This window comes from Chroococcidiopsis sp. [FACHB-1243], from assembly GCF_014696895.1.
Lineage (GTDB): Bacteria > Cyanobacteriota > Cyanobacteriia > Cyanobacteriales > Chroococcidiopsidaceae > Chroococcidiopsis.
In genome coordinates this window covers 14,200-39,019 of record NZ_JACJQX010000031.1, presented here as the reverse complement: position 1 = coordinate 39,019, position 24,820 = coordinate 14,200, and the positions used below count along the sequence as shown (strand labels likewise).

The 24,820-nt window shown below is 45.3% G+C and carries 28 protein-coding genes and 1 pseudogene; 16 read left to right on the top strand and 13 right to left on the bottom strand.

Features of this window, described 5'->3' with window-relative positions:
- The first annotated feature begins 17 nt into the window (after positions 1-17).
- The 5 genes from H6G17_RS21870 (at position 18) to carB (ending at position 7,226) form a co-directional block, all read left to right on the top strand.
- Positions 18-1,409, top strand: a complete 1,392-nt coding sequence (locus tag H6G17_RS21870) for a malic enzyme-like NAD(P)-binding protein (RefSeq protein WP_192160734.1) — start codon at positions 18-20, stop codon at positions 1,407-1,409.
- Positions 1,410-1,496: 87 nt separating this feature from the next.
- Positions 1,497-2,015, top strand: a complete 519-nt coding sequence (locus H6G17_RS21865) for a GNAT family N-acetyltransferase (RefSeq protein ID WP_199316908.1) — start codon at positions 1,497-1,499, stop codon at positions 2,013-2,015.
- 138 nt (positions 2,016-2,153) lie between these two features.
- Positions 2,154-2,396: a hypothetical protein gene (locus tag H6G17_RS21860; RefSeq protein ID WP_192160733.1), complete on the top strand. Its 243-nt coding sequence runs from the start codon at positions 2,154-2,156 to the stop codon at positions 2,394-2,396.
- A 49-nt stretch (positions 2,397-2,445) separates the two neighbouring features.
- Complete coding sequence (locus H6G17_RS21855) at positions 2,446-3,702, top strand: argininosuccinate synthase (RefSeq protein ID WP_192160732.1); 1,257 nt, start codon at positions 2,446-2,448, stop codon at positions 3,700-3,702.
- A gap of 146 nt (positions 3,703-3,848) precedes the next feature.
- A complete protein-coding gene (gene carB / locus H6G17_RS21850; RefSeq protein ID WP_192160731.1) occupies positions 3,849-7,226 on the top strand; it encodes a carbamoyl-phosphate synthase large subunit in 3,378 nt (1,125 codons plus the stop codon).
- A gap of 151 nt (positions 7,227-7,377) precedes the next feature.
- On the opposite strand, the gene H6G17_RS21845 is transcribed toward carB, so the two are convergent.
- Positions 7,378-8,061 (bottom strand): Uma2 family endonuclease, encoded by a 684-nt coding sequence (locus H6G17_RS21845; RefSeq protein WP_192160730.1) that lies wholly within the window; start codon positions 8,059-8,061, stop codon positions 7,378-7,380.
- 84 nt (positions 8,062-8,145) lie between these two features.
- Between H6G17_RS21845 and H6G17_RS21840 the strand changes: the two genes are divergently transcribed.
- Positions 8,146-8,841 carry a 2,3-bisphosphoglycerate-dependent phosphoglycerate mutase gene (locus H6G17_RS21840; protein ID WP_192160729.1) on the top strand — a complete coding sequence of 232 codons (696 nt, stop codon included), beginning with the start codon at positions 8,146-8,148 and terminating at the stop codon, positions 8,839-8,841.
- 51 nt (positions 8,842-8,892) lie between these two features.
- On the opposite strand, the gene H6G17_RS21835 is transcribed toward H6G17_RS21840, so the two are convergent.
- The 3 genes from H6G17_RS21835 to H6G17_RS21825 all read right to left on the bottom strand — a co-directional run bounded on the left by H6G17_RS21835 (position 8,893) and on the right by H6G17_RS21825 (position 10,683).
- Positions 8,893-9,150 (bottom strand): MoaD/ThiS family protein, encoded by a 258-nt coding sequence (locus H6G17_RS21835; RefSeq protein WP_192160728.1) that lies wholly within the window; start codon positions 9,148-9,150, stop codon positions 8,893-8,895.
- A gap of 199 nt (positions 9,151-9,349) precedes the next feature.
- Positions 9,350-9,943 (bottom strand): ATP-dependent Clp protease proteolytic subunit, encoded by a 594-nt coding sequence (locus H6G17_RS21830; protein ID WP_015154722.1) that lies wholly within the window; start codon positions 9,941-9,943, stop codon positions 9,350-9,352.
- An 80-nt stretch (positions 9,944-10,023) separates the two neighbouring features.
- Positions 10,024-10,683: an ATP-dependent Clp protease proteolytic subunit gene (locus tag H6G17_RS21825; protein ID WP_015154723.1), complete on the bottom strand. Its 660-nt coding sequence runs from the start codon at positions 10,681-10,683 to the stop codon at positions 10,024-10,026.
- Between the two features lie 262 nt (positions 10,684-10,945).
- Here H6G17_RS21825 and H6G17_RS21820 point away from each other — a divergent pair, with 262 nt between their 5' ends.
- The gene (locus tag H6G17_RS21820; protein ID WP_192160727.1) at positions 10,946-12,199 is read left to right on the top strand and encodes a VWA domain-containing protein; all 1,254 of its coding nucleotides are present in this window, start codon (positions 10,946-10,948) and stop codon (positions 12,197-12,199) included.
- A 1-nt stretch (position 12,200) separates the two neighbouring features.
- On the opposite strand, the gene H6G17_RS21815 is transcribed toward H6G17_RS21820, so the two are convergent.
- From H6G17_RS21815 to H6G17_RS21795, 5 genes are all read right to left on the bottom strand, one after another.
- Complete coding sequence (locus tag H6G17_RS21815; protein WP_192160726.1) at positions 12,201-12,419, bottom strand: type II toxin-antitoxin system HicB family antitoxin; 219 nt, start codon at positions 12,417-12,419, stop codon at positions 12,201-12,203.
- A complete protein-coding gene (locus tag H6G17_RS21810) occupies positions 12,412-12,636 on the bottom strand; it encodes a type II toxin-antitoxin system HicA family toxin (RefSeq protein WP_192160725.1) in 225 nt (74 codons plus the stop codon). The genes H6G17_RS21815 and H6G17_RS21810 overlap by 8 nt, the downstream gene beginning before the upstream one ends.
- 84 nt (positions 12,637-12,720) lie before the next feature.
- The gene (locus tag H6G17_RS21805) at positions 12,721-13,350 is read right to left on the bottom strand and encodes a TetR/AcrR family transcriptional regulator (RefSeq protein WP_192160724.1); all 630 of its coding nucleotides are present in this window, start codon (positions 13,348-13,350) and stop codon (positions 12,721-12,723) included.
- Between the two features lie 5 nt (positions 13,351-13,355).
- The gene (locus H6G17_RS21800; protein WP_192160723.1) at positions 13,356-13,661 is read right to left on the bottom strand and encodes a type II toxin-antitoxin system RelE/ParE family toxin; all 306 of its coding nucleotides are present in this window, start codon (positions 13,659-13,661) and stop codon (positions 13,356-13,358) included.
- Complete coding sequence (locus tag H6G17_RS21795; RefSeq protein ID WP_192160722.1) at positions 13,658-13,924, bottom strand: type II toxin-antitoxin system ParD family antitoxin; 267 nt, start codon at positions 13,922-13,924, stop codon at positions 13,658-13,660. Before H6G17_RS21795 ends, H6G17_RS21800 begins: the two co-directional genes overlap by 4 nt.
- Positions 13,925-13,980: 56 nt before the next feature.
- On the opposite strand from H6G17_RS21795, the gene H6G17_RS21790 reads away from it, so the two are divergent.
- Positions 13,981-14,250 carry a hypothetical protein gene (locus H6G17_RS21790; RefSeq protein ID WP_192160721.1) on the top strand — a complete coding sequence of 90 codons (270 nt, stop codon included), beginning with the start codon at positions 13,981-13,983 and terminating at the stop codon, positions 14,248-14,250.
- A 140-nt stretch (positions 14,251-14,390) separates the two neighbouring features.
- Positions 14,391-14,802: pseudogene (locus H6G17_RS32790) on the top strand (Rieske 2Fe-2S domain-containing protein).
- Positions 14,803-14,855: 53 nt separating this feature from the next.
- Here H6G17_RS32790 and H6G17_RS34220 read toward each other — a convergent pair.
- Complete coding sequence (locus H6G17_RS34220; protein ID WP_277876056.1) at positions 14,856-14,990, bottom strand: hypothetical protein; 135 nt, start codon at positions 14,988-14,990, stop codon at positions 14,856-14,858.
- A 202-nt stretch (positions 14,991-15,192) separates the two neighbouring features.
- Positions 15,193-15,960 (bottom strand): proteasome-type protease, encoded by a 768-nt coding sequence (locus tag H6G17_RS21780; protein ID WP_192160720.1) that lies wholly within the window; start codon positions 15,958-15,960, stop codon positions 15,193-15,195.
- Positions 15,961-16,149: 189 nt separating this feature from the next.
- Here H6G17_RS21780 and H6G17_RS21775 point away from each other — a divergent pair, with 189 nt between their 5' ends.
- From H6G17_RS21775 to H6G17_RS21750, 6 genes are all read left to right on the top strand, one after another.
- On the top strand, positions 16,150-16,692 hold the full coding sequence (locus H6G17_RS21775) for an OsmC family protein (RefSeq protein WP_192160719.1): 543 nt from the start codon (positions 16,150-16,152) through the stop codon (positions 16,690-16,692).
- 198 nt (positions 16,693-16,890) lie between these two features.
- The gene (locus H6G17_RS21770; protein WP_192160718.1) at positions 16,891-18,069 is read left to right on the top strand and encodes an acyl-CoA dehydrogenase family protein; all 1,179 of its coding nucleotides are present in this window, start codon (positions 16,891-16,893) and stop codon (positions 18,067-18,069) included.
- Between the two features lie 229 nt (positions 18,070-18,298).
- A complete protein-coding gene (locus tag H6G17_RS21765) occupies positions 18,299-19,915 on the top strand; it encodes a CmpA/NrtA family ABC transporter substrate-binding protein (RefSeq protein WP_192160717.1) in 1,617 nt (538 codons plus the stop codon).
- Between the two features lie 5 nt (positions 19,916-19,920).
- On the top strand, positions 19,921-20,775 hold the full coding sequence (ntrB, locus tag H6G17_RS21760; RefSeq protein ID WP_192160716.1) for a nitrate ABC transporter permease: 855 nt from the start codon (positions 19,921-19,923) through the stop codon (positions 20,773-20,775).
- Between the two features lie 58 nt (positions 20,776-20,833).
- Entirely contained in the window at positions 20,834-21,703 is an 870-nt protein-coding gene (locus tag H6G17_RS21755; protein ID WP_192160781.1) for an ABC transporter ATP-binding protein, read from the top strand.
- 82 nt (positions 21,704-21,785) lie between these two features.
- Positions 21,786-22,376, top strand: coding sequence for a TetR/AcrR family transcriptional regulator (locus H6G17_RS21750; protein ID WP_192160715.1), 591 nt, complete (start codon positions 21,786-21,788; stop codon positions 22,374-22,376).
- A gap of 50 nt (positions 22,377-22,426) precedes the next feature.
- Here the strand turns inward: H6G17_RS21750 and H6G17_RS21745 are convergent, their stop codons facing one another.
- Together H6G17_RS21745 and H6G17_RS21740 are read right to left on the bottom strand one after the other, a co-directional pair.
- Entirely contained in the window at positions 22,427-22,726 is a 300-nt protein-coding gene (locus tag H6G17_RS21745; RefSeq protein ID WP_192160714.1) for a hypothetical protein, read from the bottom strand.
- Positions 22,727-22,913: 187 nt separating this feature from the next.
- Positions 22,914-23,087 (bottom strand): chlorophyll a/b-binding protein, encoded by a 174-nt coding sequence (locus H6G17_RS21740; RefSeq protein WP_192160713.1) that lies wholly within the window; start codon positions 23,085-23,087, stop codon positions 22,914-22,916.
- 504 nt (positions 23,088-23,591) lie between these two features.
- On the opposite strand from H6G17_RS21740, the gene ald reads away from it, so the two are divergent.
- Positions 23,592-24,683, top strand: a complete 1,092-nt coding sequence (gene ald, locus H6G17_RS21735) for an alanine dehydrogenase (RefSeq protein ID WP_192160712.1) — start codon at positions 23,592-23,594, stop codon at positions 24,681-24,683.
- The last annotated feature ends 137 nt before the right edge of the window (positions 24,684-24,820 follow it).

Here is a 24,820-nt window from a genome sequence, read left to right as displayed (position 1 = left end):
GCCCCTAGCCCCTACTTATGGTAATTCTCACGCCGAACTCAAGTTATAGTCTGACTTTACGCTTGCAAATTCCCAATCGAGCGGGAATGCTGGCAGCTGTGACTCAAGCGATCGCCAATAGTGGTGGTAATTTGGGTCAAATCGATTTAATCGCCCAAACTCGCCAACTCACGACTCGCGATGTGACTGTTGATGCTTCTAGTACAGAACATGCCGAAACGATCGTCCAGGCAGTGAAAGAATTGGCAGATGTCAAGTTGATGAGCGTTTACGATCGCACTTTTAATTTGCATCGTGGTGGCAAAATTACTGTAAACAGCAGAATTCCGCTCAAAAGTCAAGACGATCTGGCAATGGCTTATACGCCTGGAGTCGGTCGAGTCTGTACGGCGATCGCTCAAGATCCAGAACAAGTCTATAATCTCACGATCAAACAAAATACTGTAGCGATCGTCACGGATGGCAGTGCGGTTTTAGGGTTAGGTAATCTTGGAGCAGCCGGAGCATTACCAGTCATGGAAGGCAAAGCCATGCTATTTAAAGAATTTGCCGGAATTGATGCCTTTCCGATCTGTTTAGCGACTCAAGATACAGAAGAGATTATTGCTACAGTCAAAAATATTGCCCCTGTATTTGGGGGAGTCAATTTAGAAGATATTGCGGCTCCACGCTGCTTTGAGATTGAAAAGCGCCTACGCCAAGAATTAGATATTCCCGTATTTCACGACGACCAAAACGGTACGGCAATTGTCACGTTAGCGGCTTTATTCAACGCGCTCAAAATTGTCAACAAACCAATCGAGCAAATTCGGATTGTCATCAACGGTGCGGGAGCCGCTGGAGTCGCGATCGCCCGCTTACTGCAAAAAGCTGGTGCAACGAATATACTGATGTGTGACTCTAAAGGCATTCTCTCCACCAATCGAACAGACTTGAATCAGGAAAAGCAAGAATTTGCTGTTAGTCAAGCTGGAACTCTTACCGATGCTATGATAAGCAGCGATGTTTTCATTGGCGTGAGCGCCCCTGGTGTAGTCACTCCTGAAATGGTGCGATCGATGGCAAAAAACCCAATTGTGATGGCGATGGCAAATCCCATCCCTGAAATTCAACCGGAATTGGTGATGAATGATGTCGCAATTATGGCAACAGGGCGCAGCGACTATCCAAATCAAATTAATAATGTCTTAGCTTTTCCTGGCGTATTTCGCGGTGCTTTAGACAGTCGCGCCAGCACAATTACCACCACGATGTGTTTAGAAGCAGCCAGCGCGATCGCTTCTTTAATTAAACCCAGCGATTTGCACTCAGAGTATATCATCCCGTCCGTGTTTGACGATCGCGTAGCCACAGCCGTTGCAGCTGCCGTCCAAAGAGCCGCCCGTGAAGAAGGAATTGCGAAACAGTGAGTATAAGTCGTAAGTCGTAAGTACTTCTTGCACCACCAACTACCAACTACCAACTACCAACTACCAATTACCAATTACCATTCGAGAATGACATCCACCGTATCTCCAACTAAAGAGGCATCATCACAAACAGATAGCAGTCAAATTTGTTTCTGTATTGCTACAGGTAACGCTTTACGCCAACCGCAGCAATCGCAAGACGATTTACTCCAGTTACAAACATTATTCGAGCAAGCAGCATTTTGGGCGCAAGGACGCAGCTTAGAAGATCTGAGCATAGCAATTGCCAATAGCGAACCAGTCGTGAGTGTTTGGGATGAAGAACGGCTGATTGGTTTTGCCAGAGCGACTTCTGATGGAATTTACCGCGCTACGATTTGGGATGTGGCGATTCATCCCGATTATCAAGGGCGGGGACTAGGGCGAAAACTAGTGCAAACAGTTTTGAGTCATCCCCGCATGAGTCGAGTCGAACGAGTTTATTTAATGACTACGCATCAACAACGGTTCTACGAACGAATTGGATTTGAATGCAACAGCAGTACCACAATGGTATTGAAAGATCGGCTTTTCATGAGTTCTTTGGAACAAAATTTTTCAGCGTGAAACTCGGTTCACAAAATCTTCACTCATTTAGCTTATCTTCACTGTTAATGACACAAAAACCAATAGCAGATCCCAAGGATTGACTTTTAACTTTTACCTTTTGACTTTTAAAAAGACGTTTTTTAAAGGATGTGAATTATGAATCGCTTCACCTATCAGGTAAACGTTAATACAATGACTGCTCTACTTGTAGATGAACTCAATACGATTCAGGATAGGGAAAATGCTTTAGAGATTGAAGCAAAAAATCTTCAAATCGAGCAATTAAAAATTGACCGAGCCAAACAAGCAGTCAAAGCCGATCGCGATCGCTTACAAGTTCAACGTTGGCAAATTTTGTCTAGATTGCAAGAATTCAGCAACGAACTTTCACTTCGCTAATTATTAATTCTCTTACCTCTTACCACTCACCACTCACTCATAGCGACAAATGACAACCCCAGTTAATCTTGAAGCAAATACCAGCTCCCAACTCAATAACTCCACAGGTCGGGCTAAGCGTGCCGTACTAGCATATTCTGGGGGCGTTGATACTTCGGTATGCATTCCTTACCTTAAGCATGAATGGGGCGTGCAAGAAGTCATTACCCTAGCAGTCGATTTAGGACAAGGTGACGAACTCGAACCAATCCGCCAAAAAGCACTGCGATCGGGCGCAGATGAATCGTTAGTGGCAAACGTCCAAGATGTATTCGTGAGAGAGTATGCCTTCCCAGCGATTCAAGCAAATGCCTTGTATGAAAATCGCTATCCCCTTGCCACAGCTCTAGCACGTCCGTTAATTGCGAAAGTCTTAGTAGAAGTGGCTGAAAAGTACGGTGCAGATGCGATCGCCCACGGTTGTACGGGTAAGGGTAATGACCAAGTACGGTTTGATGTCTCGATTGGCGCGCTCAATCCAAATTTAAAAATTCTCGCCCCTGCTAGAGAATGGGGTATGAGTCGGGAAGAAACGATCGCCTATGGCGAAAAGTTCGACATTCCCTTTCCAGTCAAAAAATCTTCTCCCTACAGCTTAGATAAAAATTTGTTGGGATTGGCGATCGAGGCTGGAATCTTGGAAGATCCATGGGCAGAACCGCCAGAAGAAATTTATCAAATGACAAAGGCGATCGCCGATACTCCTAACCAGCCGGAATATATTGAAATTACCTTTGTCGGTGGTGTTCCAGTCGCTTTAAATGGCGAAACCCTAGCGCCAGTCACGCTGATCGATCGACTCAATCAACTCGCTGGTAGCCACGGCGTAGGACGCATTGACATGGTAGAAAACCGCCTAGTGGGAATCAAGTCGCGGGAAATCTACGAATCTCCTGCCATGACAGTTTTAATTCAAGCCCACCGCGACCTCGAAAGCCTCACCTTGACTGCTGATGTCACTCGCTACAAGCGGGGAATTGAAGAAACCTACAGCCAACTCGTATACAACGGACAGTGGTATAGCCCCCTCAAAGCCGCACTCGATGCTTTTATCCAGCAAACTCAAGTGCGAGTTTCCGGTACTGTGCGCGTCCAACTCTTCAAAGGCAACGCCACCATTGTCGGACGTAAATCGGACAACTCCCTCTACAACACCGAACTAGCAACCTACGGAGCCGAAGACCAATTCGACCACAAAGCCGCTGAAGGCTTCATCTATGTCTGGGGGCTACCAACGCGCATTTGGTCGCAACAAACGAGAGGCTAGAAGAGAGCTGAGGGAGCTGAGGGAGCGATCGGGAGCTGAGGGAGAGAATTGACTCACCACGCACCACACCCTACACCCCACACCCTCTTTACGACTCCCGACTCCCGACTCCCGACTACTCACTACTCACTTCAAAGGAAAAGACTATGCCAAGGCGCTCTGACATCAAAAAAATCCTACTATTGGGAGCAGGACCGATTGTCATCGGACAAGCATGCGAATTCGACTACTCAGGCACGCAAGCGTGTAAAGCCTTGCGAGAAGAAGGATACGAAGTGATTTTGGTTAACTCCAATCCTGCCACGATCATGACCGATCCTGAAACTGCACAGCGCACTTACATCGAACCGCTGACTCCCGAACTGGTCACCCAAGTTATTGAATCAGAGCGTCCCGACGCACTCTTACCTACGATGGGCGGACAAACCGCCCTCAACCTCGCCGTTAGCCTTGCCAAAAACGGCACGTTAGAAAAATACGGCGTGCAATTGATTGGCGCTAACCTCGCCGCGATTGAAAAGGCTGAAGACAGACAGCAATTCAACGAAGCGATGGCAAAAATAGGCGTTGCTGTTTGCCCCAGTGGTATTGCTTCCAACTTAGAGGAAGCCAAAAATGTTGCTCAAGAAATTGGTTCGTATCCTCTCATCGTCCGTCCTGCCTTCACGTTAGGTGGTACGGGTGGAGGTATTGCCTACAACCAAGAAGAATTTCTCGAACTCGCCACCTCTGGACTTGACGCTTCCCCTGTCTCGCAAATTTTGATCGACAAGTCCTTAATTGGATGGAAAGAATACGAATTAGAAGTGATGCGCGATTGTGCCGATAATGTCGTTATTATTTGCAGCATCGAAAATATCGATCCAATGGGCATCCATACCGGAGACAGCATTACTGTCGCCCCCGCTCAAACTCTGACTGACAAAGAATACCAACGGCTGCGCGACTACTCGGTACGGATCATCCGCGAAATCGGAGTGGAGACGGGTGGCTCTAACATCCAATTTGCGATTAATCCCACTAACGGCGATGTCGTGGCGATCGAAATGAATCCCCGCGTGTCGCGTTCTTCAGCTTTAGCATCCAAAGCCACCGGATTTGCGATCGCCAAAATTGCTGCTAAACTCGCGATCGGTTACACCCTCGACGAGATCGCCAACGACATCACGAAAAAGACTCCTGCTTCGTTTGAACCAACTATAGACTACGTAGTAACGAAAATTCCCCGCTTTGCCTTTGAAAAGTTTCCCGGTTCAGATCCGACACTCACCACGCAAATGAAATCTGTTGGGGAAGCAATGGCAATCGGGCGCACCTTCAACGAGTCTTTCCAAAAAGCCTTGCGTTCTTTAGAAACAGGTAGAAGCGGTTGGGGTTGCGATAAACAAGAAAAACTACCTTCCCTCGAACAGATTCGTGCAAACTTGCGTACCCCCAACCCAGAACGCATTTTTGCCGTGCGCCAAGCGATGCTTTTGGGCATGGGCAATGAAGAAATTTACGAACTCACAGGGATCGATCCCTGGTTTTTAGACTCTTTCCAACAACTGCTCGAAACGGAAAAGCTGCTCAAACGCACTCCCCTAGAATCGCTGGACGGCAAACAACTATTTGCCATTAAACAACAGGGATTTAGCGATAAGCAAATTGCCTTTGCGACTAAAACTAGCGAAGATCGAGTACGGCAATATCGCCAAAGCCTCGGTATCGTTCCCGTTTACAAAACTGTCGATACCTGTGCTGCTGAGTTTGAAGCCTTAACTCCCTACCACTACTCCAGCTATGACGGCGAAACCGAAGTTCGTCCCTCAGATCGTCCCAAGGTGATGATTTTGGGCGGCGGACCCAACCGGATCGGACAGGGAATTGAATTCGATTACTGCTGCTGTCACGCCGCCTATGCCCTCAAAGGGGCTGGCTACGAGACGATCATGGTTAACTCTAACCCCGAAACCGTCTCCACCGACTACGATACTAGCGATCGCCTTTATTTTGAACCCCTGACGCTCGAAGACGTAATCAACATCATCGAAGTCGAAAAACCACTCGGTATTATCGTTCAATTCGGCGGACAAACGCCGCTGAAGTTAGCATTGCCGTTGCAGCAGTATTTGCAGGGAGTCGGTACGGGTGGGTTTCCAAACCCACCCGTACAGGAGTCGGCAGTCGGGGAGAATTCTTCACCACACCCCATCACGAAAATTTGGGGTACTTCTCCCGAAGATATAGATACGGCAGAAGATCGGGAAAAGTTTGAAAAGATCCTGCACGCCTTAAATATTGCTCAGCCACCTAATGGTATTGCTCGCAGCTATGAGGATGCCCTGGTAGTGGCTCAGAAGATTGGTTATCCGGTGGTTGTGCGTCCGAGTTATGTCTTGGGCGGACGGGCGATGGAAATTGTCTATTCTGACACCGAATTAGAGCGTTACATGACCTTTGCGGTGCAGGTAGAGCCGGAACACCCAATTTTAATCGATAAGTTTTTGGAAAATGCGATCGAAGTTGATGTCGATGCGATCGCCGATACTACAGGTAAAGTTGTCATTGGTGGGGTAATGGAACATATCGAGCAAGCAGGAATTCATTCTGGCGATTCGGCTTGTACTCTACCTGCGATTTCCTTACCAACTCCGGTATTAGAGAAAATTCGCACTCAAACCATACAACTAGCCAAAGCGCTCAAAGTTGTCGGTTTGATGAATATTCAGTTTGCCGTAGTGGGGGCGCACACCTATAACCCGCAAGTATACATCTTAGAAGCAAATCCGCGTGCCTCGCGGACAGTGCCATTTGTTTCTAAAGCAACCGGAGTACAACTTGCCAAGTTAGCTTCGTTAGTGATGGCAGGGCAAAACTTAGCACAGTTGGGCTTGAGCGAGGAACCGAAGTTAAACCATATTGCGGTCAAGGAAGCGGTATTACCATTTAAGAAGTTCCCTGGGACAGATACTTTACTCGGTCCAGAAATGCGATCGACAGGCGAAGTTATGGGGATCGATCGCGATTTTGGCTTAGCTTATGCCAAAGCTGAATTGGGAGCTGGAGAAGTCCTACCCCTAAAAGGAACGGTTTTTGTCACTTGTAACGAGCGCGATAAGCCTCTAGTCGTGCCTGTAGTCAGGGACTTCATGGAATTAGGGTTTGATGTGATTGCCACCGATGGCACTCGTCGAGTCTTGCAAGAGCATGGTCTAAAGGTGGGGTTAATTCTCAAGTTGCATGAAGGTAGACCCCACGTCCTCGACGCGATTAAGAATCACAACATTCAGTTGATTATCAATACGCCTTCTGGTGAGGAGGCGCAAACTGATGCTAAATTGATTCGACGATCGGCGCTTACCTATAAGATTCCCATCATCACGACAATCGCAGGAGCGCGGGCAACAGCGGCGGCGATTCGGGCGCTCAAATCTCAATCTCTTACTGTCAAGGCAATTCAAGACTACACGGCAGAAGCAAATCAAGGACAAACTCAGAACCAGCGGCAAGATGACTCTCTTGTCACCTCTACCTCAGCGTAAAGGCATGAGTAGCTTTCCTAGCCCCCTTTTTAAGGGGGTTGGGGGATCTTCTTTGGTTGCAGTAAGGGGGTTGGGGGGATCTCTTCTGTCGCACTCAAAAGCAAATATAGTATTACCCTCGTCCCTCACTCCTTACTTCTCGTCCCTGCATTCATACTTCTGGTTCAATTCCAGCTGCTCGGAGTTGAGCAACCAATCTCTCTGCTTTTTCAACTCCCCACAGTAACAACTGCCCGTTTTCATCCCACCATCTCAGCCAATAACCCGTTCTATTTTCTCTTGTTCCTTGCCATACCCCTAAGAATAAACCCATCTGAGCAATCCAGTAACGGTTATTCTTATCAGCAGCACGGATTTGATATCGCCCATCATCTAATTGATAAGCTTCTATTTCTCCTGTATCTGGCTCAAAAATAATGTAGTGGGTAACTCTTAGCACTTGTTCGTAAAAAAACCATTTTCCGGGCGGATATGTAGGTTTAATTGAATATTCACCGCCTTCGGTATCCGAAAGGAATTCCATTACAATGACTGGAATTTCCCCTTGGAGTTGAGGAGTGTAACTACGCTTAACTTCTTCTCTAGGAACTCGTATTGCGGGTATATATGCCCAATCTGGAGCTTTGACGACAAACTTTTGATTTACTGCGGCACAGATACCATAATTAGTGGTAGTTAAAGCATTGACAGGAACCTTCCCAGCTATTTCTAAGCTTTCAGTCAAAGCCGCAGCTAGAGACGGCTGGTTGATGTTATCCACGGGTTCGTCGTCTAAAACAAAGTCATCTGGTAACTTTTCCCAGGTGATTTCATAGTTAGTAATACTGGTTAACATAGCGGCAGAGCGATCGCGTTTCCTTTTGTGGTTCTACTGCGAGAATATAGAGTCATTTTGACTCTACCACTTACAGACAATAATATGTCCAAACTCATCCTTATTCGCCACGGACAAAGTATCTGGAATGCTGCCAACAAATTTACAGGTTGGGTAGATGTGCCTTTGAGTAAATTAGGACGCTTAGAGGCAACAAAGGCAGCTTATAAACTAAGAGATTATCGAGTTGATATTTGCTTTACCAGTCTATTAATTCGGGCTATTGAAACCGCAATTATTTGCCTGACGGAATTTGAAGAAATTTGTGCAGGAAGAAATCCCGTTTTAAAACACGAAGCTGACGATCCGCACTGGCACGGTTGGGATAAGTATGAAGGTGATTCAAGTTGCGAACTTCCTATCATTCCCAGTATGGCACTCGACGAGCGTTTTTATGGCGATTTGCAGGGATTGAATAAAGCCCAAACAGCCGAAAAATACGGTGCGGATGTGGTACAAGCATGGCGAAGATCTTTTTCCATGCGCCCTCCTGGTGGCGAGAGTTTGGAGGATACAATGCTGCGCACTCTCCCTTTTTTTCAAAGTCGCATTCTGACGCAGTTAAAACAAGGAGATAATGTTTTAGTTGCAGCCCACGGCAATTCTCTTCGCTCTATTATTATGCAACTCGATCGCCTCAGTCCTGAATTAATTCCTAATTTAGAACTAGCTACAGGCGTGCCAATTATTTATGATGTGGATGACACCGGACAAGCAACAAATAAAATTATTTTAAATTAAATCTTTCAATTAAATTTTTGAATTTTAACTTTTAACTTTTGACTTCTCTCACTAACCGCCACTGACGGGAGGAATTAACACAACCTCATCCCCGTCTTGCAGGAGAGTATCGGGTTCGACGAATTGTAAATTTACACCAAAGCGAGTCAAGTCGCGCCACTGCGAGAGTTGTGGATGTTCGGAGATCAAGCGATCGCGTACTGCTGCAACTGGTGTATTCTGAGGAAATTCTAATGCAAGTTCCGATTTGCCGTATGCTTCTTGATAGGCGGCGAATAGTTTAATTGTGACTTTGAGGGTGTTAGTCATGTTGGATTATGTCGCGCAAAGACGCAAAGGCGCAAAGCGTTGGGCAATACTTAATTTTACTATAAGACTCATATTTGATTAAAGAAAGATTCAGTAATGTTGGTTCTCTATTCGGTACAGCAGTCATTGTTTAGGCAAATTTATTTGAAAGTAGCCATTAGCTAATAGCTATTAACTAATAACTAATGACTAATTACTCCTATGGACGTTCTTCCACCACATGATCGATTAGACCGTATGCTTTGGCTTCCTCTGCTGACATGAAGAAGTCACGATCCATGTCTTTTTCAATCTTTTCTAAGGGTTGACCTGTATTATTAGCATAAATTTGGTTTAACTGACCGCGAATTCGCAAGATTTCCCGCGCTTCAATCTCAATATCTGATGCTTGTCCGCGAGTCCCGCCTGATGGTTGATGGATCATAATCCGCGAGTGAGGTAAGGCAAGACGCTTGCCTTTTGTCCCCGCAGCAAGTAGGAAAGAACCCATTGATGCAGCTAAACCGACGCAAATTGTAATCACATCAGATTTGATGTGTTGCATCGTGTCATAAATTGCCATTCCAGATGTCACCATTCCACCAGGGGAATTGATGTATAAGGAAATATCTTTACCAGGATCTTCCGAATCCAAATAAAGCATAACCGCGATAATTTGGTTAGCAATTTCGTCGTCTACATCGCGTCCTAAGAAAATGATTCGTTCTCTGTAGAGGCGGTTGTAAATATCAATCCACTGAGTGTATTGTTCCCCTGGCATCCGATAGGGAACCTTTGGTACACCGATAGGCATATGAGCTACTCCGTTGTTGATTGTTGGTTGTTGGTTATTGGTTGTTCGCAAATGACCAATGACCAATGACAAATGACAAGCTAGATGACTCCAGCTGGTAGGGGAGGATTGGCTAAGTCTTGTTTCTCCAAGACGCGATCGATCAGACCGTATTCTTTCGCCTGCTGAGGAGTTAAGTAAAATAGCCGATCCATATCTTTGCCAATTTTTTCAATCGGCTGTCCGGTCGTTTTTGCCAAAATATCTAACAGTGTTGCCTTATTCGCCAACACTTCCTTCGCCCGAATTTGAATATCTGTAGCTTGTCCTTGGGCGTAGCTTTTGGGTTGGTGCAAAATAATGTTGGCATTGGGCAGACTAGCACGACAACCTGGAGTTCCAGCAGAAAGCAGCATTGCTGCCATTCCCATCGCCGATCCGATACAAATGGTGTGGACGGGAGGTTTGATGTATCTCAGCGTATCGTAAATGGCAAAAGCTTCGGTTTCAAAGCCGATGGGTTCGCCATTGTAGCTAGAAGTCCCTGTAGAGTTGATGTAGATTTTGATCGGCTTGTCTGGATCGTCAGATTGCAAATAGAGTAATTCGGCAATAATTAATTCGGTGACGGCGGGTACGAGGGGCATACCAAGATAGACAATCCGCTCTTTGAGTAGTAAAGAGGGTAAGTCTGGCGGTGGCGTGCGGTAGAAGTTATCGCCATAGTAGGGGGCTTGAACGGCTTTAATCGGTGAAACCATAGCAAATCCAGACGGTTACAATAATGCGATAATGACATTATCTGATAGTGTAATCCTAGCTTGAGGATGAGTTGAAAAGGGGTACGGATTCCTCACCCGGAAATTTAAGGTATGGATTTGAGGTGGCGATCGCATCCGAGATAGAAGCACATAGGATATTCTGTAATTGACAATAGAGATGGACTTAACATAACTTTTCCGTAGCAACAGTATGGGGCTGTGGAGCAGTTGATATCACATCTGGTTAGATAGGACGAAAGGTATGAAGGTTAGCTTGCAGCCTACCCTGAACGATGTCAATTTAGACGCACATCAAGCTACAAGTCAGCGACAATTGGCGGTGTCAATTTCTGCGATCGCAAATAATTCACAGCGGCAAGTTCCGCTTAATCTTTGCTTAATTCTCGACCAAAGCGGTTCGATGAAGGGACAACCGATTGAAACGGTTAAACAAGCCGCACAAACACTAGTCGATCGCCTCCAGCCAGACGATCGCCTCTCAATTGTCGTTTTCGATCACCGCGCCAAGGTAATCGTACCTAACCAAACGGTTAACAATCCTGACTATATTAAACGGCAAATCGACCGTTTATATGCTGAAGGTGGCACGGCGATCGATGAAGGGCTGAAATTGGGAATTGAAGAACTAGGGAAAGGCAAAAAAGAAGCCATTTCCCAGGCGTTTTTACTTACGGATGGAGAAAACGAACACGGCGACAACGATCGCTGTCTGAAATTGGCACAACTGGCGGCTAGCTACAACTTAACCCTCAACACTTTAGGCTTTGGCGATTATTGGAACCAAGATATTTTAGAAAAAATTGCCGATGCGGGCGGTGGCGGTTTATCTTACATCCAACACCCAGAGCAAATTCTAGAGGAGTTTGGGCGGTTATTCGATCGCATTCAAGCCGTGGAATTGACAAATGCTTACCTGCTGCTATCTTTCATTCCTAAAGTGCGACTTGCAGAACTCAAACCAATTGCTCAAGTTGCCCCAGATGCGATTGAATTACCCATACAACAAGATACCTACGGACGCTACACCGTACGCCTGGGAGACTTGATGAAGGACTCCGAACGGGTGGTGTTAGCAAATATGTATATCAGTCAGTTACCGGAAGGTAAACACACGATTGCTAGCGTCCAAATCTGCTATGACGATCCGGCGGTTGACCAAACTAATTTGCTCTCTGACAATATTCCGGTAGAAATTAACGTGGTACGGGATTATAAACCTGTCAACAATCCACAAGTACAGCAATACGTTTTGGCATTAGCTAAATATCGTCAAACACAGTTAGCCGAACTCAAATTGCAACAAGGCGATCGCGCTGGCGCGGCGACAATGTTACAAACTGCGGCTAAAACTGCCTTGCAAATGGGCGATCGCAGTGCCGCTACTGTGTTGCAAGATAACGCCACGCGCTTGCAGTCAGGGGAAGAACTTTCAGAAAGCGATCGCAAGAAAACTCGCATCGTGTCAAAAACTATTTTGCAGGATCAAGAAGGATGAACTATGCAGCTTGATGAATAGTCGGTTGTGGTAGTGGTTCGCCTGTTGCTTCATAAGCCATTATCAGGGATTCTAAGGCTTCTCTACCACTTGCTACAGCTGACTCATATGTAGCTCCATGAGTCCGCCAAGTCTGCCCAGGAAAATCAGGAAAACCTACCAAAAAGCAGTTATCTTCATTCGACCATTGAATCACCATCTTATACTTCATTTCACTCATCTTCGTGCGATTCCTGTTGTCTAGTCTCTATTTCTTGAATAGCTTGCTGAATTTCTTTTTCTTGGTATGGTTTAGCATCTGCTCCGTCATTGCCAGAAATAGTTAATTTTCCAGAATATAAAGGATGTATCCAGTTTGTATGGCTTCCTTTGCCTGGAAGTTCTGTAAAACCTGCTCGGCTTAGCGTTTGTTTCAGCTCCCTAATTTTTCTTGGCATTATTTTAAGTATACTCTCAGGAAGCAATTCTTATAAAGTGTACATGACGTTTAAGATAGATAAATATTGTTCGGCAGATTCAGATTAGATTTTTACCGCTGCCAAAATAAATTCAATTGCTGCCTCAGTATGTTTTTCTACCATTTCCTTACTGAGGCGATCGCTTCCATTATCTAAATGTTTCCAATTCTCATGTACGGTAAAGTAAAAAATACAAACGCTTAAAATATGAGTTAATGTTAAAAATGGATTGAGGGAACGAAAATAACCTGCTTCCATACCGCGATTCAAAACTTTAAGTAAGTGTTCGTGTAGACTTTCTACGTTACTTTGTTTGAAATAAAAACCTTGATTTTGACTGGCTTCTTGAAACCAAAGCATCTGACGATAGGGATTTTTTGCTTCGTAGGCGATCGCAACTCGAATAATTTGTTTGAGTGCTTCTTCTGGTGATAAATCGTCTAGTTTTAGGTGACTTACCATCGCCTGTACTTCATTAACTGGACGTTGCAAAACTGCTTTATATAAACCTTCTTTGTTCTCAAAATAATAGTGAATTGTCGCAGTTGTAATTTGAGCGCGATCGGCAATATCGCTCATTCGAGCGCCTTTAAGTCCATGTCTGGCAAACTCTAATTCAGCGGCATCAAGAATCTGTTTTTGTGTCGCTTCCGCATGTCGAAATTGTTTTTTAATAGGGTGCGATCGCGCCATGTTTGCTATTCCTCTTCTGGATTTGCAAACAGAGTTTCTAAATTGCGTTTACCACTCACAACTCTGACGATTTCAATTCTATCTTTTCCAACTTGATAGAGGATAATATACCCATCTAACGGTAGTCCTCGTAAGCCGAGACGTAAATTATCATACTGTTGTCCCATATTAGGAAAACTAACGAGCTGCTGACATTTTTTATTGAACGACTGTAGAAAGCGCTCACTAGCATTTACATTTTCTACTGCAAAATAGTTTAGAATGTCTTGCAAATCGCGGGAGGCAGGTTGAGAAATAATATACTGACTCATTGCTGAGCTTCTCTTACCTGCTTGAACTTTGTTAACAACTGGTTGACAAATGTTTCACCATCGATTCCTTCCCCACGTTCGAGCGATGCGATTCCTTCCTCAACCTTAGCGCGAGTTTCAATCATCCACTGCTGGTATTCACGATCATCTTCTTCTAGCAGGTGCAGTGCTGCTTGAATGACTTCATCAACATTCTTAAATTTACCTGATGCCAGCAAAATCTGGACTATCTTTTCTTGCTCTGGTTTTAAGGTGATATTCATACTGAATATTTTTGTTTAGCTTTATCATAAGGTATCTGCCGAGCCTAACTTACTCTATGAGCCTGTATTGGCGGTTTGAACCTGTCAGGGTTGATTTTCATTTAGATGGTGGCTATACAAGAGTTATTCTTGAGCGTCTAGTTGGAAAAGGGATGTTAGATGGAGAATGGTATTGGGAGATCTCCACATCCTCTATTCCACCAAACTTGAGAAACATCGGCTCTCGCTTTTTGCTTTCTTGGCAGGATACTTATAATCCTGGCAATTTAGAAGAGATTCGTGCTGCTTATGCAGATCTTCCAATTGTCGAGCTGTTATCAGAATAGCTGAATTACTTGACGATCGCCTCCTCATCCCTTTAAGCTTACTAATTAATTAGTAAGTTATTTTCAAGGCAGTTTGCATCATGCTACAAGGCGCACCCTGGCTGCTAGCGCACCGTTCTATGCTCAAGCCGAATCAGCCGATGAAGGTGTCGCTTTACGGTAAAAACTACGTACTTTGGCAGGATAGTACGGGTAACATTTGTTGCTTGCCGAATGCATGTCCGCACATGGGTGCAATGCTATCGGAAGGGTGGTGCGTGAAAAAATCTGTTGAGCTTAAAAGAATACCATTTTTACCTTCCCGAATCAGAAACTCACTCTCGTGTCTACGTTCTGATGTTCGTGAAAGCACATCACCCGATTGCTCATTTAATTAAACAAAACCTCTTGCGACTAGTAGAAGTCGTCATCGAGCAAGATGCAGAGATCTTAAGTAAACTTTATACCAACACACCTCAACATATCAAGCTTAATAACGAGGTGGGTATGGATTGGGTGCGGCGCAACTATGCTAACTTTCCAGCAATTGTAGAGCCAAATTTTTCTCGATAGCGATATGCACGTCGTCTCAAAAAATACTGTATCAAGACATACTTTTGTTTAAATTATTTGACTGATTCTTCTGAAGTTTCAATCGCTGCCAAGCAGAATTGAGAAATAGCCATAATTCCGAAAACAGAAGCTAGATAAGCAGCAGCAAGGAATTGAAGGGCGTTTTCAAAAGGAATGTAGGAAGTCATGGCGTAAATCTCCTCTGTTGTTGATTAATTTTGAAGTTAAACCAAAAAGGTGAATAGTTTGTGAAGGAAGTAGAAATTTTCGATGAATAGTTTGTGAAAGTATCAGGAATTAGTGACGTGGATATGAGTTGCGATCGCTAACTCATGCTCTGGAATTTAACAACAGTATAGTATCTCCTGATTCCGTAAACGTAATACCGATTTAAGTATCGGGAAAATCTGCAACTTCCCCACCCGTGTCGCGTTCCCAGTCAATATCAGGCATTCGTTCAAAAGCTTCCCGCAACGAAGTCTCCCACTGCTTGCGAATTTTAGTTAAATACGGCGCACCCAACCGCAACCGCAAATCGTGCTGGACTTTGAAAGAGTCTTTTTCATACACCACTAAATTAATTGGCGGTCCCACCGAAATATTAGACTTCATCGTAGAGTCAATCGACAGTAACGCACATTTAGCTGCTGCTTCCAATGTCGTGTTAAAATCCAGTATGCGGTCTAGAATGGGCTTCCCGTACTTAGTCTCTCCAACTTGCATAAATGGAGTTTCTGAAGTGGCATGAATGCAGTTACCTTGACTGTAGATCATGTATAGTTCTGGCGGTTGTCCCCGAATTTGCCCTCCCAAAATCAGAGTGCATTGGACATCAATGCCATCTTGTTTCAGCCATATACGGTCTTGCTCTTGAATCTGCCGAATCTTAGCGCCGATGTAGCGGGCGACATCGTAGAGTGTTGGCAAGGTGTGTAAATTAGCCTCTTCTGGAATTCTAATATCTCTGTGCATCTGCGCGATCGCGCCTTGCGTCACCGAAAGATTTCCCGCCGTACACAGCAGAATGACTCTTTCCCCTGGCTGAGAAAAATCATATAGCTTTTGATATGTAGATACGTAGTCTACCCCGGCATTCGTGCGCGAGTCCGCCGCCATAACTAAACCGTGTTTGGTAATGATGCCCAGGCAGTAAGTCACAATAATTTTGAGCCATCTTAACTTTAAGATTTTACAGTAATTGGTTGATGGTTGATGGTTGATGGTTGATGGTCAATCGCTAGTTACTGACCAATTACCAATTACCTATGACATTTGGTAACTTAGTGTACTGCATTACCAAACAAGATCTGGTTCAATTAGATAGAACATTCTAATTGAGTCAGGGCTATGACTGAATCTACTGTCAAAGCAGAGATAAAAACGCCGTTGCGTCCGGTGAGTAAAGAAGGGTTAGAGAAATTAGCGGCGACTGCTAAGGCAAATCCCAATGTTGTCAAGTCCTTGAAGGTGAAGACGGTTTGTGAAGGTCAATTTCGCAATTTAACCTACGTTCGGGACTTACCAGAACACGTTATTGACGAACCTCCCACCCTGCTAGGACAAGACACAGCACCCAATCCATCAGAAGCAATGCTAGCTTGTCTGGGTTCGTGCCTATCTGTAGGCATTCATGCTAACGCAGTGATGCGGGGAATTACTCTCACAAAACTAGAACTGGAACTAGAAGGTGACATCAATATCACGGGTGTCTGGGGAATTGGTGACTTAGCAGAGAAGCGGTTGGGATTCACCGATGTCCGCGTCAAAGTGGATTTAGAAGGGGATGCTAGCAAAGAGGAACTAGAAGATCTAGTGGCTCATGCAAATTTCTGGTCGCCAGTTGCCAACACATTTCGCTTGCCTGTAAATGTAGATGTTGCTCTTAAGTGAGCAGTAGAACACAGAGGACAGTCACAGAGGTAGCAGATATTTGTGTAGAGAGGCATACGTAAGTTATTGCGTCTCTACTCTGAATTGAGCGTGAATTGATACTGAGAAGACAGACTTGCCAATCTCAGCAAGTCATAATGTTAAGAAATCTAAATATACATGAGTTTGTGTTGTCGCTCAGGAATTCTAGTATCTAGTATGCAAGCAGTTTCAAATCTATCCGATCGCGCAGTAGCAAAGACGCAAGCACCTGAAACCATGCTGGCAGAATTGCATAAAGCGATCGCGACCCAATTAGCACCGCAAGTTGCAGACATCGATCTCAAAGGACAATATCCTCGCCAGTTCATGCACCTAGTAGGGGAATTGGGCGGTTATCGGCAGGCGGTTGCGGTAGAATATGGCGGTGCTGGCAACGGCTTAAAAGCAGCAGTCCAAGCGATCGAAGCTATTTCCCAAGAATGTTTGTGTACTGGGTTTATGACTTGGTGTCAAATAGCCTGCACTTGGTACATGCAGAATAGTGACAATACCTACCTCAAACAGCACCTTCTCCCCTTAGTTGCTACAGGCAAAGTTTTAGGTGGCACGGGTTTATCCAACCCAATGAAACACTTTGCCGGAATTGAAAAAATCGCCCTCGTCGCCGAACGTCAACCTGGAGGTTACGTACTCAACGGTATGTTACCTTGGGTTTCCAACTTAGGTGCAGGACATCACTTTGGTATTGCGGCAAGACTAGCAGATAGCGATGACTACCTCATGGCGATCGTTTCCGACGAACTCACAGGACTGACTCTGCGTTGCAACGCCCATTTCATCGCCTTAGAGGGTAGTAATACTTACAGCTGTATCTTCCGCGATGTCTTCGTACCCGACGAATTAATTCTCGCCGCCCCCTGCGAAGAATATGTCAATCGTATCCGTCCTGGGTTTATTTTGACGCAAGTTGGCATGGGCTTGGGTCTAGTAGCTAGCTGTATCCAAATTATGGAACGGGCAAATCAACGCTACGGACACGTCAACTGCTTTCTAGACGACCAAGTAGAAGACCTAGCTGCTAGTCTAGCAACGACTCGCGAGAAAACCTACGCGATCGCCACCCAGATGAGCCAACAAGGATGCGATCGCCCCCTCTTTAAACAAATCGTTCAAGCCCGAATTGATGCCTCAGAACTCTCCTTACGGGCAGCAAACGCCGCCATGCTACACGTAGGCGCAAGAGGCTACTTACACGGTGGCATAGCTGAAAGAAAACTACGCGAATCATACTTCGTCGCGATCGTCACCCCAGCATTAAAACAGTTGAAAAAAATGTTACACGACATAGAGAAGTCGGAATTCGGAAGTCGGAATTCGGAATTACCAACCACCTAACTTTTGCATCTTTTCTTTGCGGCTTTGCACGCCAGCTGCTACAACGGAGGAAACTTCACGCCAGTCGCCTCAACGGGGGAAACCCCCGCACGGCGCTAGCTCCGCAACGCACTGGCTCGTCTTTGCGCGACACAAAAAATGCAAAAACTTTGCTGTATTAAAATACACAAAAAACTTGTCAATAGTTGATAGATTCATAACATTAACTAACCGAACGCAAAAACAAATTATGACGACTCTACTAGAGTCTCCTAGCGAGAATGGCATATATTCACTAAACGCGATAACTTCGTTAAGCTCCGCTAACGCCAACTGTTCCTGTGGTGGTTCGCACATTGCCGCAGATCATCAACAATTTCTGGAAGGAATGCCCCAAGATCCAGCTGATTTGGTGGACGACCTATGTAAAATGGGACACTATTCACGAGAGACACTGGAATTCGCACGGGCATTAACTCAAGCCGAAATTAGAAAGACTCTGGTACTCCAGATGCTCGATCGCGCTGAACCAGGACAACGTCAGATCTGCTACGATTTGATCCAGCTTGCCGGAGGATTAGAAGAGGCTTTTGCAGCAGCTTTTGGCGATCGCTCAACCCAGTTTTTCAATGATGCACTCCGTCTGAGCAAGTTTCGCCGCCGTGATTTTTTAATTAAAGTTGCAGCCGCCGCCGCAGTTGTCACGGCTGCAAGTTGTGTCGGTAACAATAATTCGCAAGCACCAAACGCAACTGTTACGAATGCCGCAGATCCGAGTAAGTTAGAAAAAACCGATTTAACAATTGGTTTTATTCCCATCGCCTGTTCGATTCCCATCGTCGCCGCCGAACCACTAGGATTTTTTCAAAAACATGGGTTAAACGTAACGCTGAAGAAAATGCCAAACTGGGCAGCAGTCAGGGAATCTGCGATCGCCGGCGAACTCGATGCCTATCATATGCTGTCTCCGATGCCGATTGCAATGACTTTGGGTTTGGGTTCTTCTGCCTTCCCGATTCGACTGGCAAGTATTGAAAACATCAACGGACAATCGATCGCAGTTGCCAGCAAACATCAAGATAAGGTCAAAACTGCGGCAGATTTTAAAGGCATGACTATCGGGTTGCCTTTTCCCTACTCAATGCATAATTTGTTACTGCGCTACTACCTCGCATCGGGGGGATTGAATCCAGACAAAGACGTAAAAATAGAAATCGTTCCCCCGCCGGATTCAGTCGCAAAAATGGCAGCAGGACAAATTGACGCTTTCCTGATGCCTGATAATTTCGGACAACGGGCAATCTTTGAGAAAATTGGTTTCATTCACCTACTCACCAAAGATCTGTGGCAAGGACACCCGTGTTGTGCTTTTGCTGCTAGCCAAAGTTGGATCGATCGCCACCCGAATACCTTCCGCGCCGTTAACAAAGCTATTATCGATAGCGCCGGACATGCCAACGCTGCCGAAAACCGTCAGGAGGTCGCCAAGGCAATGTCCGAACGCAAGTATCTCAACCAGCCGGAACCAGTTCTTACAGCCGTGCTGACGGGGAAATTTGACAATGGTTTAGGACAAACACTAGACGTACCAGATCGGATTGGCTTCGATCCCTATCCGTGGAAAAGCTTTGCCAAGTGGATTTCTTCTCAAATGGTACGCTGGGATTTAATGCCGACAGAAAAGGCAAAATATGAAGAAATTGCCACCCAAGTCTATATGACAGATTTAGCAAGGGAACTGGCGAAAGAATTGGGACAAAATCCACCTGCGGAGTCTACGCGGATCGAAAAACTGAAAAATGGTGACTTTGACCCTGGTAAAGTTGAAGCCTATTTACAAGAACAGAAAAAACAGTTCAAGGTTTAGAGGTAATGGTGGACAACTCCCGACGATTATCCAAGCAGCGATCGCATTCCAAAAATAAGTTTTGGCAACCTTATATTTGGCTTCAAAATCCCAATTTACAAGCCACAATTTTATTCTTTTTACTCCTAGCTGCGTTGTTACTCGTATGGGAATTGGGAGTGCAATTGAAGCTATTTTCTCCTGTCATGCCTACTGCTAGTCGGACGATCGCCGACTTTTGGGGTTGGGTCGTCGATCCGTTTTACGATAATGGTCCTAACGATAAAGGGATCGGGTTGCACCTACTCGCAAGTTTACAACGAGTCACGATCGGGTTTCTCATTGGTTCCGCGATCGCTATTCCTCTAGGTATTGCGATCGGGTTATCAGAAGTCGTTTCCAAAGCCGTCGATCCGTTTATTCAACTGCTACGTCCCGTCTCTCCTTTAGCATGGTTGCCATTAGGATTAGCAATACTCAAAAGTTCCGAAGCAACAGCCTTGTTTGTGATTGCAATTACGAGCATTGCACCCACGTTAATTAATACCAAATTTGGTGTCAGCCACGTTTCTCGCGACTACCTCAACGTAGCACGGACTCTAGGAGCATCTCGCTGGCGGACGATCGCCAAAGTCATTTTACCAGCAGCCGCACCTCAAATCGTAGCAGGATTGCGAATTAGTATCGGTATTTCCTGGTTAGTCATTGTCGCCGCCGAGATGATTGTCGGTGGAACGGGTATCGGTAGCTTTGTTTGGAACGAGTGGAACAACCTCAATGTCACCAGCATCATCACCGCGATCGTCGTTATCGGACTTGTAGGAATTCTCCTCGATCGCCTCTTGGGACTATTACACAGTTGGGTGTCTTTTGGTCAGTGAGCGGGGAGCAGGGAGCAGGGAGCAGTTAATTCTTACTTACGACTTACTAACTACCAATATGATTTCCTATACTGATACACTCGATCCTACACTTAAAGACACGACTCAGTTGGTGCTGAAGGATGTGTTTAAGGTCTTTCCTGGAAGACAGAGCTTAGTAGATCGGCTATTGCGTCGTACTTCGCCGGATTATATTGCGATCGCTGAGATTAATTTAGAAATTTCAGCGAATACCTTTGTTTCAATTATCGGTCCTTCTGGCTGCGGTAAATCAACTTTACTAAACATTATTGCTGGTTTGACTCCACCTACTAGCGGTGTGGTAATGCTGAATGGGACAGAAATTCATCATCCAGGTCCCGATCGCGGTGTCGTTTTCCAAAATTATTCTCTGATGCCTTGGATGAGTGTAGCAGAAAATATCCGCTTTGCGATTGAAACGGTTTATCCTAAAATGTCTCGCGATCGGCAAAAACAGATCGTGCGCGAATATATCGATCTAGTCGGGTTGCGGGGTGCAGAACAAAAACATCCCCATGAATTATCGGGAGGAATGAAGCAAAGAGTCGGTATCGCCAGAGCTTTGGCAATCAATCCGCAAATTCTCTTAATGGATGAGCCATTTGGCGCTTTAGATGCATTGACGCGGGGTTTTTTGCAAGATGAAATTGCGCGAATTTGGGAGCAACAACACAAAACCGCAATTCTGATTACCCACAGCATTGAAGAGGCTTTGCTACTATCAGATAAAATTGTGATGATGAGTCGGGGTCCCGCCGCTCAAATTGTCGAAGTACTCGATATTCCCTTCCCCCGTCCCCGCAAGCGCGAAAGTCTCGACCGCCACCCTGCCTATCACGAACTCAAAGCCGAATTAGAGTTGCACCTATCTCGCGAAACCCGCGCCGTTGAAGAGTTGCGGGTGTAAGTTTATGAATCGACAAGGGGAAAAGTCAGAAGCCATTTTTCTTCCCCTGCTCCCTGCTCCCTGATAGCTAATAACTGATTAAATGGTTAACCTGAAACGGACTCGCGAAGACATTTTAGCCTCGGTTTTAGATCTGATTCATCATCAAGGGTTTCAATCTACGGGACTCAAAGAATTATTTAGCGTCTGCGGTACTTCTTCTGGAAGTTTCTACAATTACTTTCAGTCCAAAGATGAACTAGCTCACGCACTGATTGATTATAAGTGGCAGCAAATTAAGACTCATATCATCGAGCCTGCTGCCGAACATACTAGCGATCCGATCGCACAACTGGTGTGGATAATCGATCGCCTAGAAGCAAAACACCTTACCGAACCAGATTGTGGCGGCTGTTTCTTAGGTAACTTAATTGTCGATTTAGCAAAATACGATGCTTCATTTCAAACACATCTAATCCAGGTGTTTGACCAATGGCATTTCGCGATCGCTCAATTACTTCGTCAAGGACAAACTCAGTTGCGGTCTGATATCGATCCCGATAACTTAGCCGAACAACTGATGAACGCGATCGAAGGAACTCTATTGTTGGGACGCTTATACAATCATCCCAATCGCTTACAACGTGGTTTTGACAACGTACGGCAAATGTTAAAAGCAGCACTTAAACAGTGACTAGTTATCAGTGACCAGTAACCAATTGTCAATTACTTACGACTTACAACTTATTCCCTGCGTCTTCTCTGCTTGGGTGCAGATAATGGTGGTAGTTCTGAATTAGAAGAGTGGTAGGGTAAATAATGCTGAGCTAAGGGTTGGGGTGCTTCTGGTTGTCGCTTCTGCGAAATCATCCACCATCGTAGAGCGATCGCAACTCCTACAGTTCCCAATCCGATCGTGAATAGCGACCAGCGATCGCCAAACCCGCCGATAACTGCATCAACTACCCCAATTGTGATCAAAAAGGCAGGTAGCGGCTCTTTCCTATATGCTGACTTCAAAAATCTAGGTAGTGCGGCGTTCATTTCAATATGGTTACTTTTATTTTAGCTATTATCTCAGATTGGATGTAATTCTAAGACCTACTGCTCAAAGCCGCTTGTATTTTAAGGTACTGTCTTGCTCTGTAGGTACTACCAATATACCTCACCCACATAACTTATTGCTGTCAATGCTATATCTAGCAATACAAGCGGCACTTCTGCTAGATAACTATTTCAAGCCCAGCCAAGCTAGTACGCCGTGTCCGGTAATAACTTCGATCGCCACCATCAATAAAAAACCGATCATCGCCGCTCGTCCGTTCAAGCGCTCGGCATACTCATTGAAGCCAAACTTCGGTTCTTCTAGTCTAGGTGTAGTTGTTGGTTGAGGTTGGGCAGTCATGTTTTTATCCTTTGAATTACACGAATTTACTAAAGTTCACTGTTGATAATAGCCTCGAAAGTCTAACAACTTCTGGAGCAGCTAACGCGATCTTCGTTTACAATTTTTAACCATATTACATATATTTTGACACTTTTTTCTGCAAGCTAGTGTTAAGAAAATCGTAACTTAGAGTTTGGAATGGGTAATGGGTAATGGGTAATGGATAATTCGCGCCTTTTCGCACCATGCACGCAATTCATAGCAATTCTCGATTGTATGGATGACATTTGTAAGGGCACACGGAGAAAGCGCCCCTACCAGACGTGTATTGCATCCAATTGAAAACCGCTATCAGATGAAATTAATCACTCTCTACTGGTCACTACTGGTCACTGCTCCCTGCTCCCTGCTTCCTGACAACTGAAAAAGCCGATCGCCATGTTTTACACACAAGATGAGAGTTGTCAAGCATAAGCTAGAGAGAGGAGTATCCAACCAAAAGAAAAGCAAAAAGAAAAGCACATGGAAATAGGCGTTCCCAAAGAAACAAAAGACCAAGAATTTCGGGTGGGTTTAAGTCCTTCTAGCGTGCGGGTACTGCACGAAAATGGACATACTATCTTTGTTGAAACTGAAGCTGGAACGGGGGCTGGCTTTACCGATACAGATTACCAGCAAGCCGGGGCGCAGATCGTTTCCACTTCAGAAGCTGCTTGGAATCGAGAGTTAGTCGTGAAGGTGAAAGAACCACTCCAGCCGGAATATAAATTTTTGCAAAAAGAGCAGTTATTATTTACCTACTTGCATCTAGCAGCCGATCGCGCTTTGACCGAACATTTAATTGATTGTGGCGTAACGGCGATCGCATACGAAACTGTAGAACAACCTGGTAATAATAAACTTCCTTTACTCACTCCCATGAGTATTATTGCAGGTCGTCTCTCAGTGCAGTTTGGCGCTCGGTTTCTCGAACGCCAGCAGGGGGGACGGGGTGTACTGTTGGGTGGCGTACCAGGCGTAAGACCAGGTAAAGTCATCATCCTGGGGGGTGGTGTTGTCGGTACGGAAGCGGCGCGAATTGCTGTTGGAATGGGTGCAGCCGTACAAATTTTAGATGTCAACGTCGATCGCCTATCCTACTTAGAAACTATATTTGGTTCTAGAGTCGAACTGCTTTACAGTAATTCCGCTCAGATTGAAGCTGCTGTTTCTCAGGCTGACTTACTCATCGGTGCTGTCTTAGTTCCTGGACGCAAAGCGCCAATTCTCGTCCCGCGCAACTTAGTCCAGCAAATGCATCCTGGTGCGGTGATTGTAGATGTTGCTGTCGATCAAGGCGGTTGTATTGAAACCTTACGCCCAACCTCTCACACTAACCCAGTTTATGTAGAAGAGGGAGTCGTTCACTATGGCGTTCCTAACATGCCTGGAGCTGTACCTTGGACGGCAACTCAAGCGTTAAATAACAGTACCCTACCATACGTGTTGCAATTGGCAAATTTGGGTCTAAAAGCTGTGGAAGTTAATCCTTTCTTAGCGGCTGGTGTCAACGTTCAAAATCATCGCCTAGTCCATCCCGCCGTGCAGCAGGTGTTTCCTGATTTGGTGAGTTAGTAGTTAATAGCAATTCTCTGCGATCGCCATCAATTCGTAAAGGCGCACAGCTGTGCGCCCCTACAAATCAATGTTAATTCATACTCGTAATGACTATGATGTAATTAACCGCCATGACCTAGCTAGGAATTGGGCTA

Coding starts and splice junctions, on each gene's coding strand:
- H6G17_RS21755 (WP_192160781.1), top strand. CDS start 20,834: ATGATTTCCTATACTGATACACTCGATCCTACACTTAAAGACACGACT.
- H6G17_RS21765 (WP_192160717.1), top strand. CDS start 18,299: ATGACGACTCTACTAGAGTCTCCTAGCGAGAATGGCATATATTCACTA.
- H6G17_RS21805 (WP_192160724.1), bottom strand. CDS start 13,350: ATGGCGCGATCGCACCCTATTAAAAAACAATTTCGACATGCGGAAGCG.
- H6G17_RS21800 (WP_192160723.1), bottom strand. CDS start 13,661: ATGAGTCAGTATATTATTTCTCAACCTGCCTCCCGCGATTTGCAAGAC.
- H6G17_RS21790 (WP_192160721.1), top strand. CDS start 13,981: ATGAGCCTGTATTGGCGGTTTGAACCTGTCAGGGTTGATTTTCATTTA.
- H6G17_RS34220 (WP_277876056.1), bottom strand. CDS start 14,990: ATGACTTCCTACATTCCTTTTGAAAACGCCCTTCAATTCCTTGCTGCT.
- ald (WP_192160712.1), top strand. CDS start 23,592: ATGGAAATAGGCGTTCCCAAAGAAACAAAAGACCAAGAATTTCGGGTG.
- H6G17_RS21745 (WP_192160714.1), bottom strand. CDS start 22,726: ATGAACGCCGCACTACCTAGATTTTTGAAGTCAGCATATAGGAAAGAG.
- H6G17_RS21770 (WP_192160718.1), top strand. CDS start 16,891: ATGCAAGCAGTTTCAAATCTATCCGATCGCGCAGTAGCAAAGACGCAA.
- H6G17_RS21815 (WP_192160726.1), bottom strand. CDS start 12,419: ATGAGTGAAATGAAGTATAAGATGGTGATTCAATGGTCGAATGAAGAT.
- H6G17_RS21840 (WP_192160729.1), top strand. CDS start 8,146: ATGTCCAAACTCATCCTTATTCGCCACGGACAAAGTATCTGGAATGCT.
- H6G17_RS21775 (WP_192160719.1), top strand. CDS start 16,150: ATGACTGAATCTACTGTCAAAGCAGAGATAAAAACGCCGTTGCGTCCG.
- H6G17_RS21830 (WP_015154722.1), bottom strand. CDS start 9,943: ATGCCTATCGGTGTACCAAAGGTTCCCTATCGGATGCCAGGGGAACAA.
- H6G17_RS21820 (WP_192160727.1), top strand. CDS start 10,946: ATGAAGGTTAGCTTGCAGCCTACCCTGAACGATGTCAATTTAGACGCA.
- H6G17_RS21810 (WP_192160725.1), bottom strand. CDS start 12,636: ATGCCAAGAAAAATTAGGGAGCTGAAACAAACGCTAAGCCGAGCAGGT.
- carB (WP_192160731.1), top strand. CDS start 3,849: ATGCCAAGGCGCTCTGACATCAAAAAAATCCTACTATTGGGAGCAGGA.
- H6G17_RS21740 (WP_192160713.1), bottom strand. CDS start 23,087: ATGACTGCCCAACCTCAACCAACAACTACACCTAGACTAGAAGAACCG.
- H6G17_RS21825 (WP_015154723.1), bottom strand. CDS start 10,683: ATGGTTTCACCGATTAAAGCCGTTCAAGCCCCCTACTATGGCGATAAC.
- H6G17_RS21795 (WP_192160722.1), bottom strand. CDS start 13,924: ATGAATATCACCTTAAAACCAGAGCAAGAAAAGATAGTCCAGATTTTG.
- H6G17_RS21750 (WP_192160715.1), top strand. CDS start 21,786: ATGGTTAACCTGAAACGGACTCGCGAAGACATTTTAGCCTCGGTTTTA.
- H6G17_RS21860 (WP_192160733.1), top strand. CDS start 2,154: ATGAATCGCTTCACCTATCAGGTAAACGTTAATACAATGACTGCTCTA.
- H6G17_RS21835 (WP_192160728.1), bottom strand. CDS start 9,150: ATGACTAACACCCTCAAAGTCACAATTAAACTATTCGCCGCCTATCAA.
- H6G17_RS21870 (WP_192160734.1), top strand. CDS start 18: ATGGTAATTCTCACGCCGAACTCAAGTTATAGTCTGACTTTACGCTTG.
- H6G17_RS21865 (WP_199316908.1), top strand. CDS start 1,497: ATGACATCCACCGTATCTCCAACTAAAGAGGCATCATCACAAACAGAT.
- H6G17_RS21855 (WP_192160732.1), top strand. CDS start 2,446: ATGACAACCCCAGTTAATCTTGAAGCAAATACCAGCTCCCAACTCAAT.
- ntrB (WP_192160716.1), top strand. CDS start 19,921: ATGGTGGACAACTCCCGACGATTATCCAAGCAGCGATCGCATTCCAAA.
- H6G17_RS21845 (WP_192160730.1), bottom strand. CDS start 8,061: ATGTTAACCAGTATTACTAACTATGAAATCACCTGGGAAAAGTTACCA.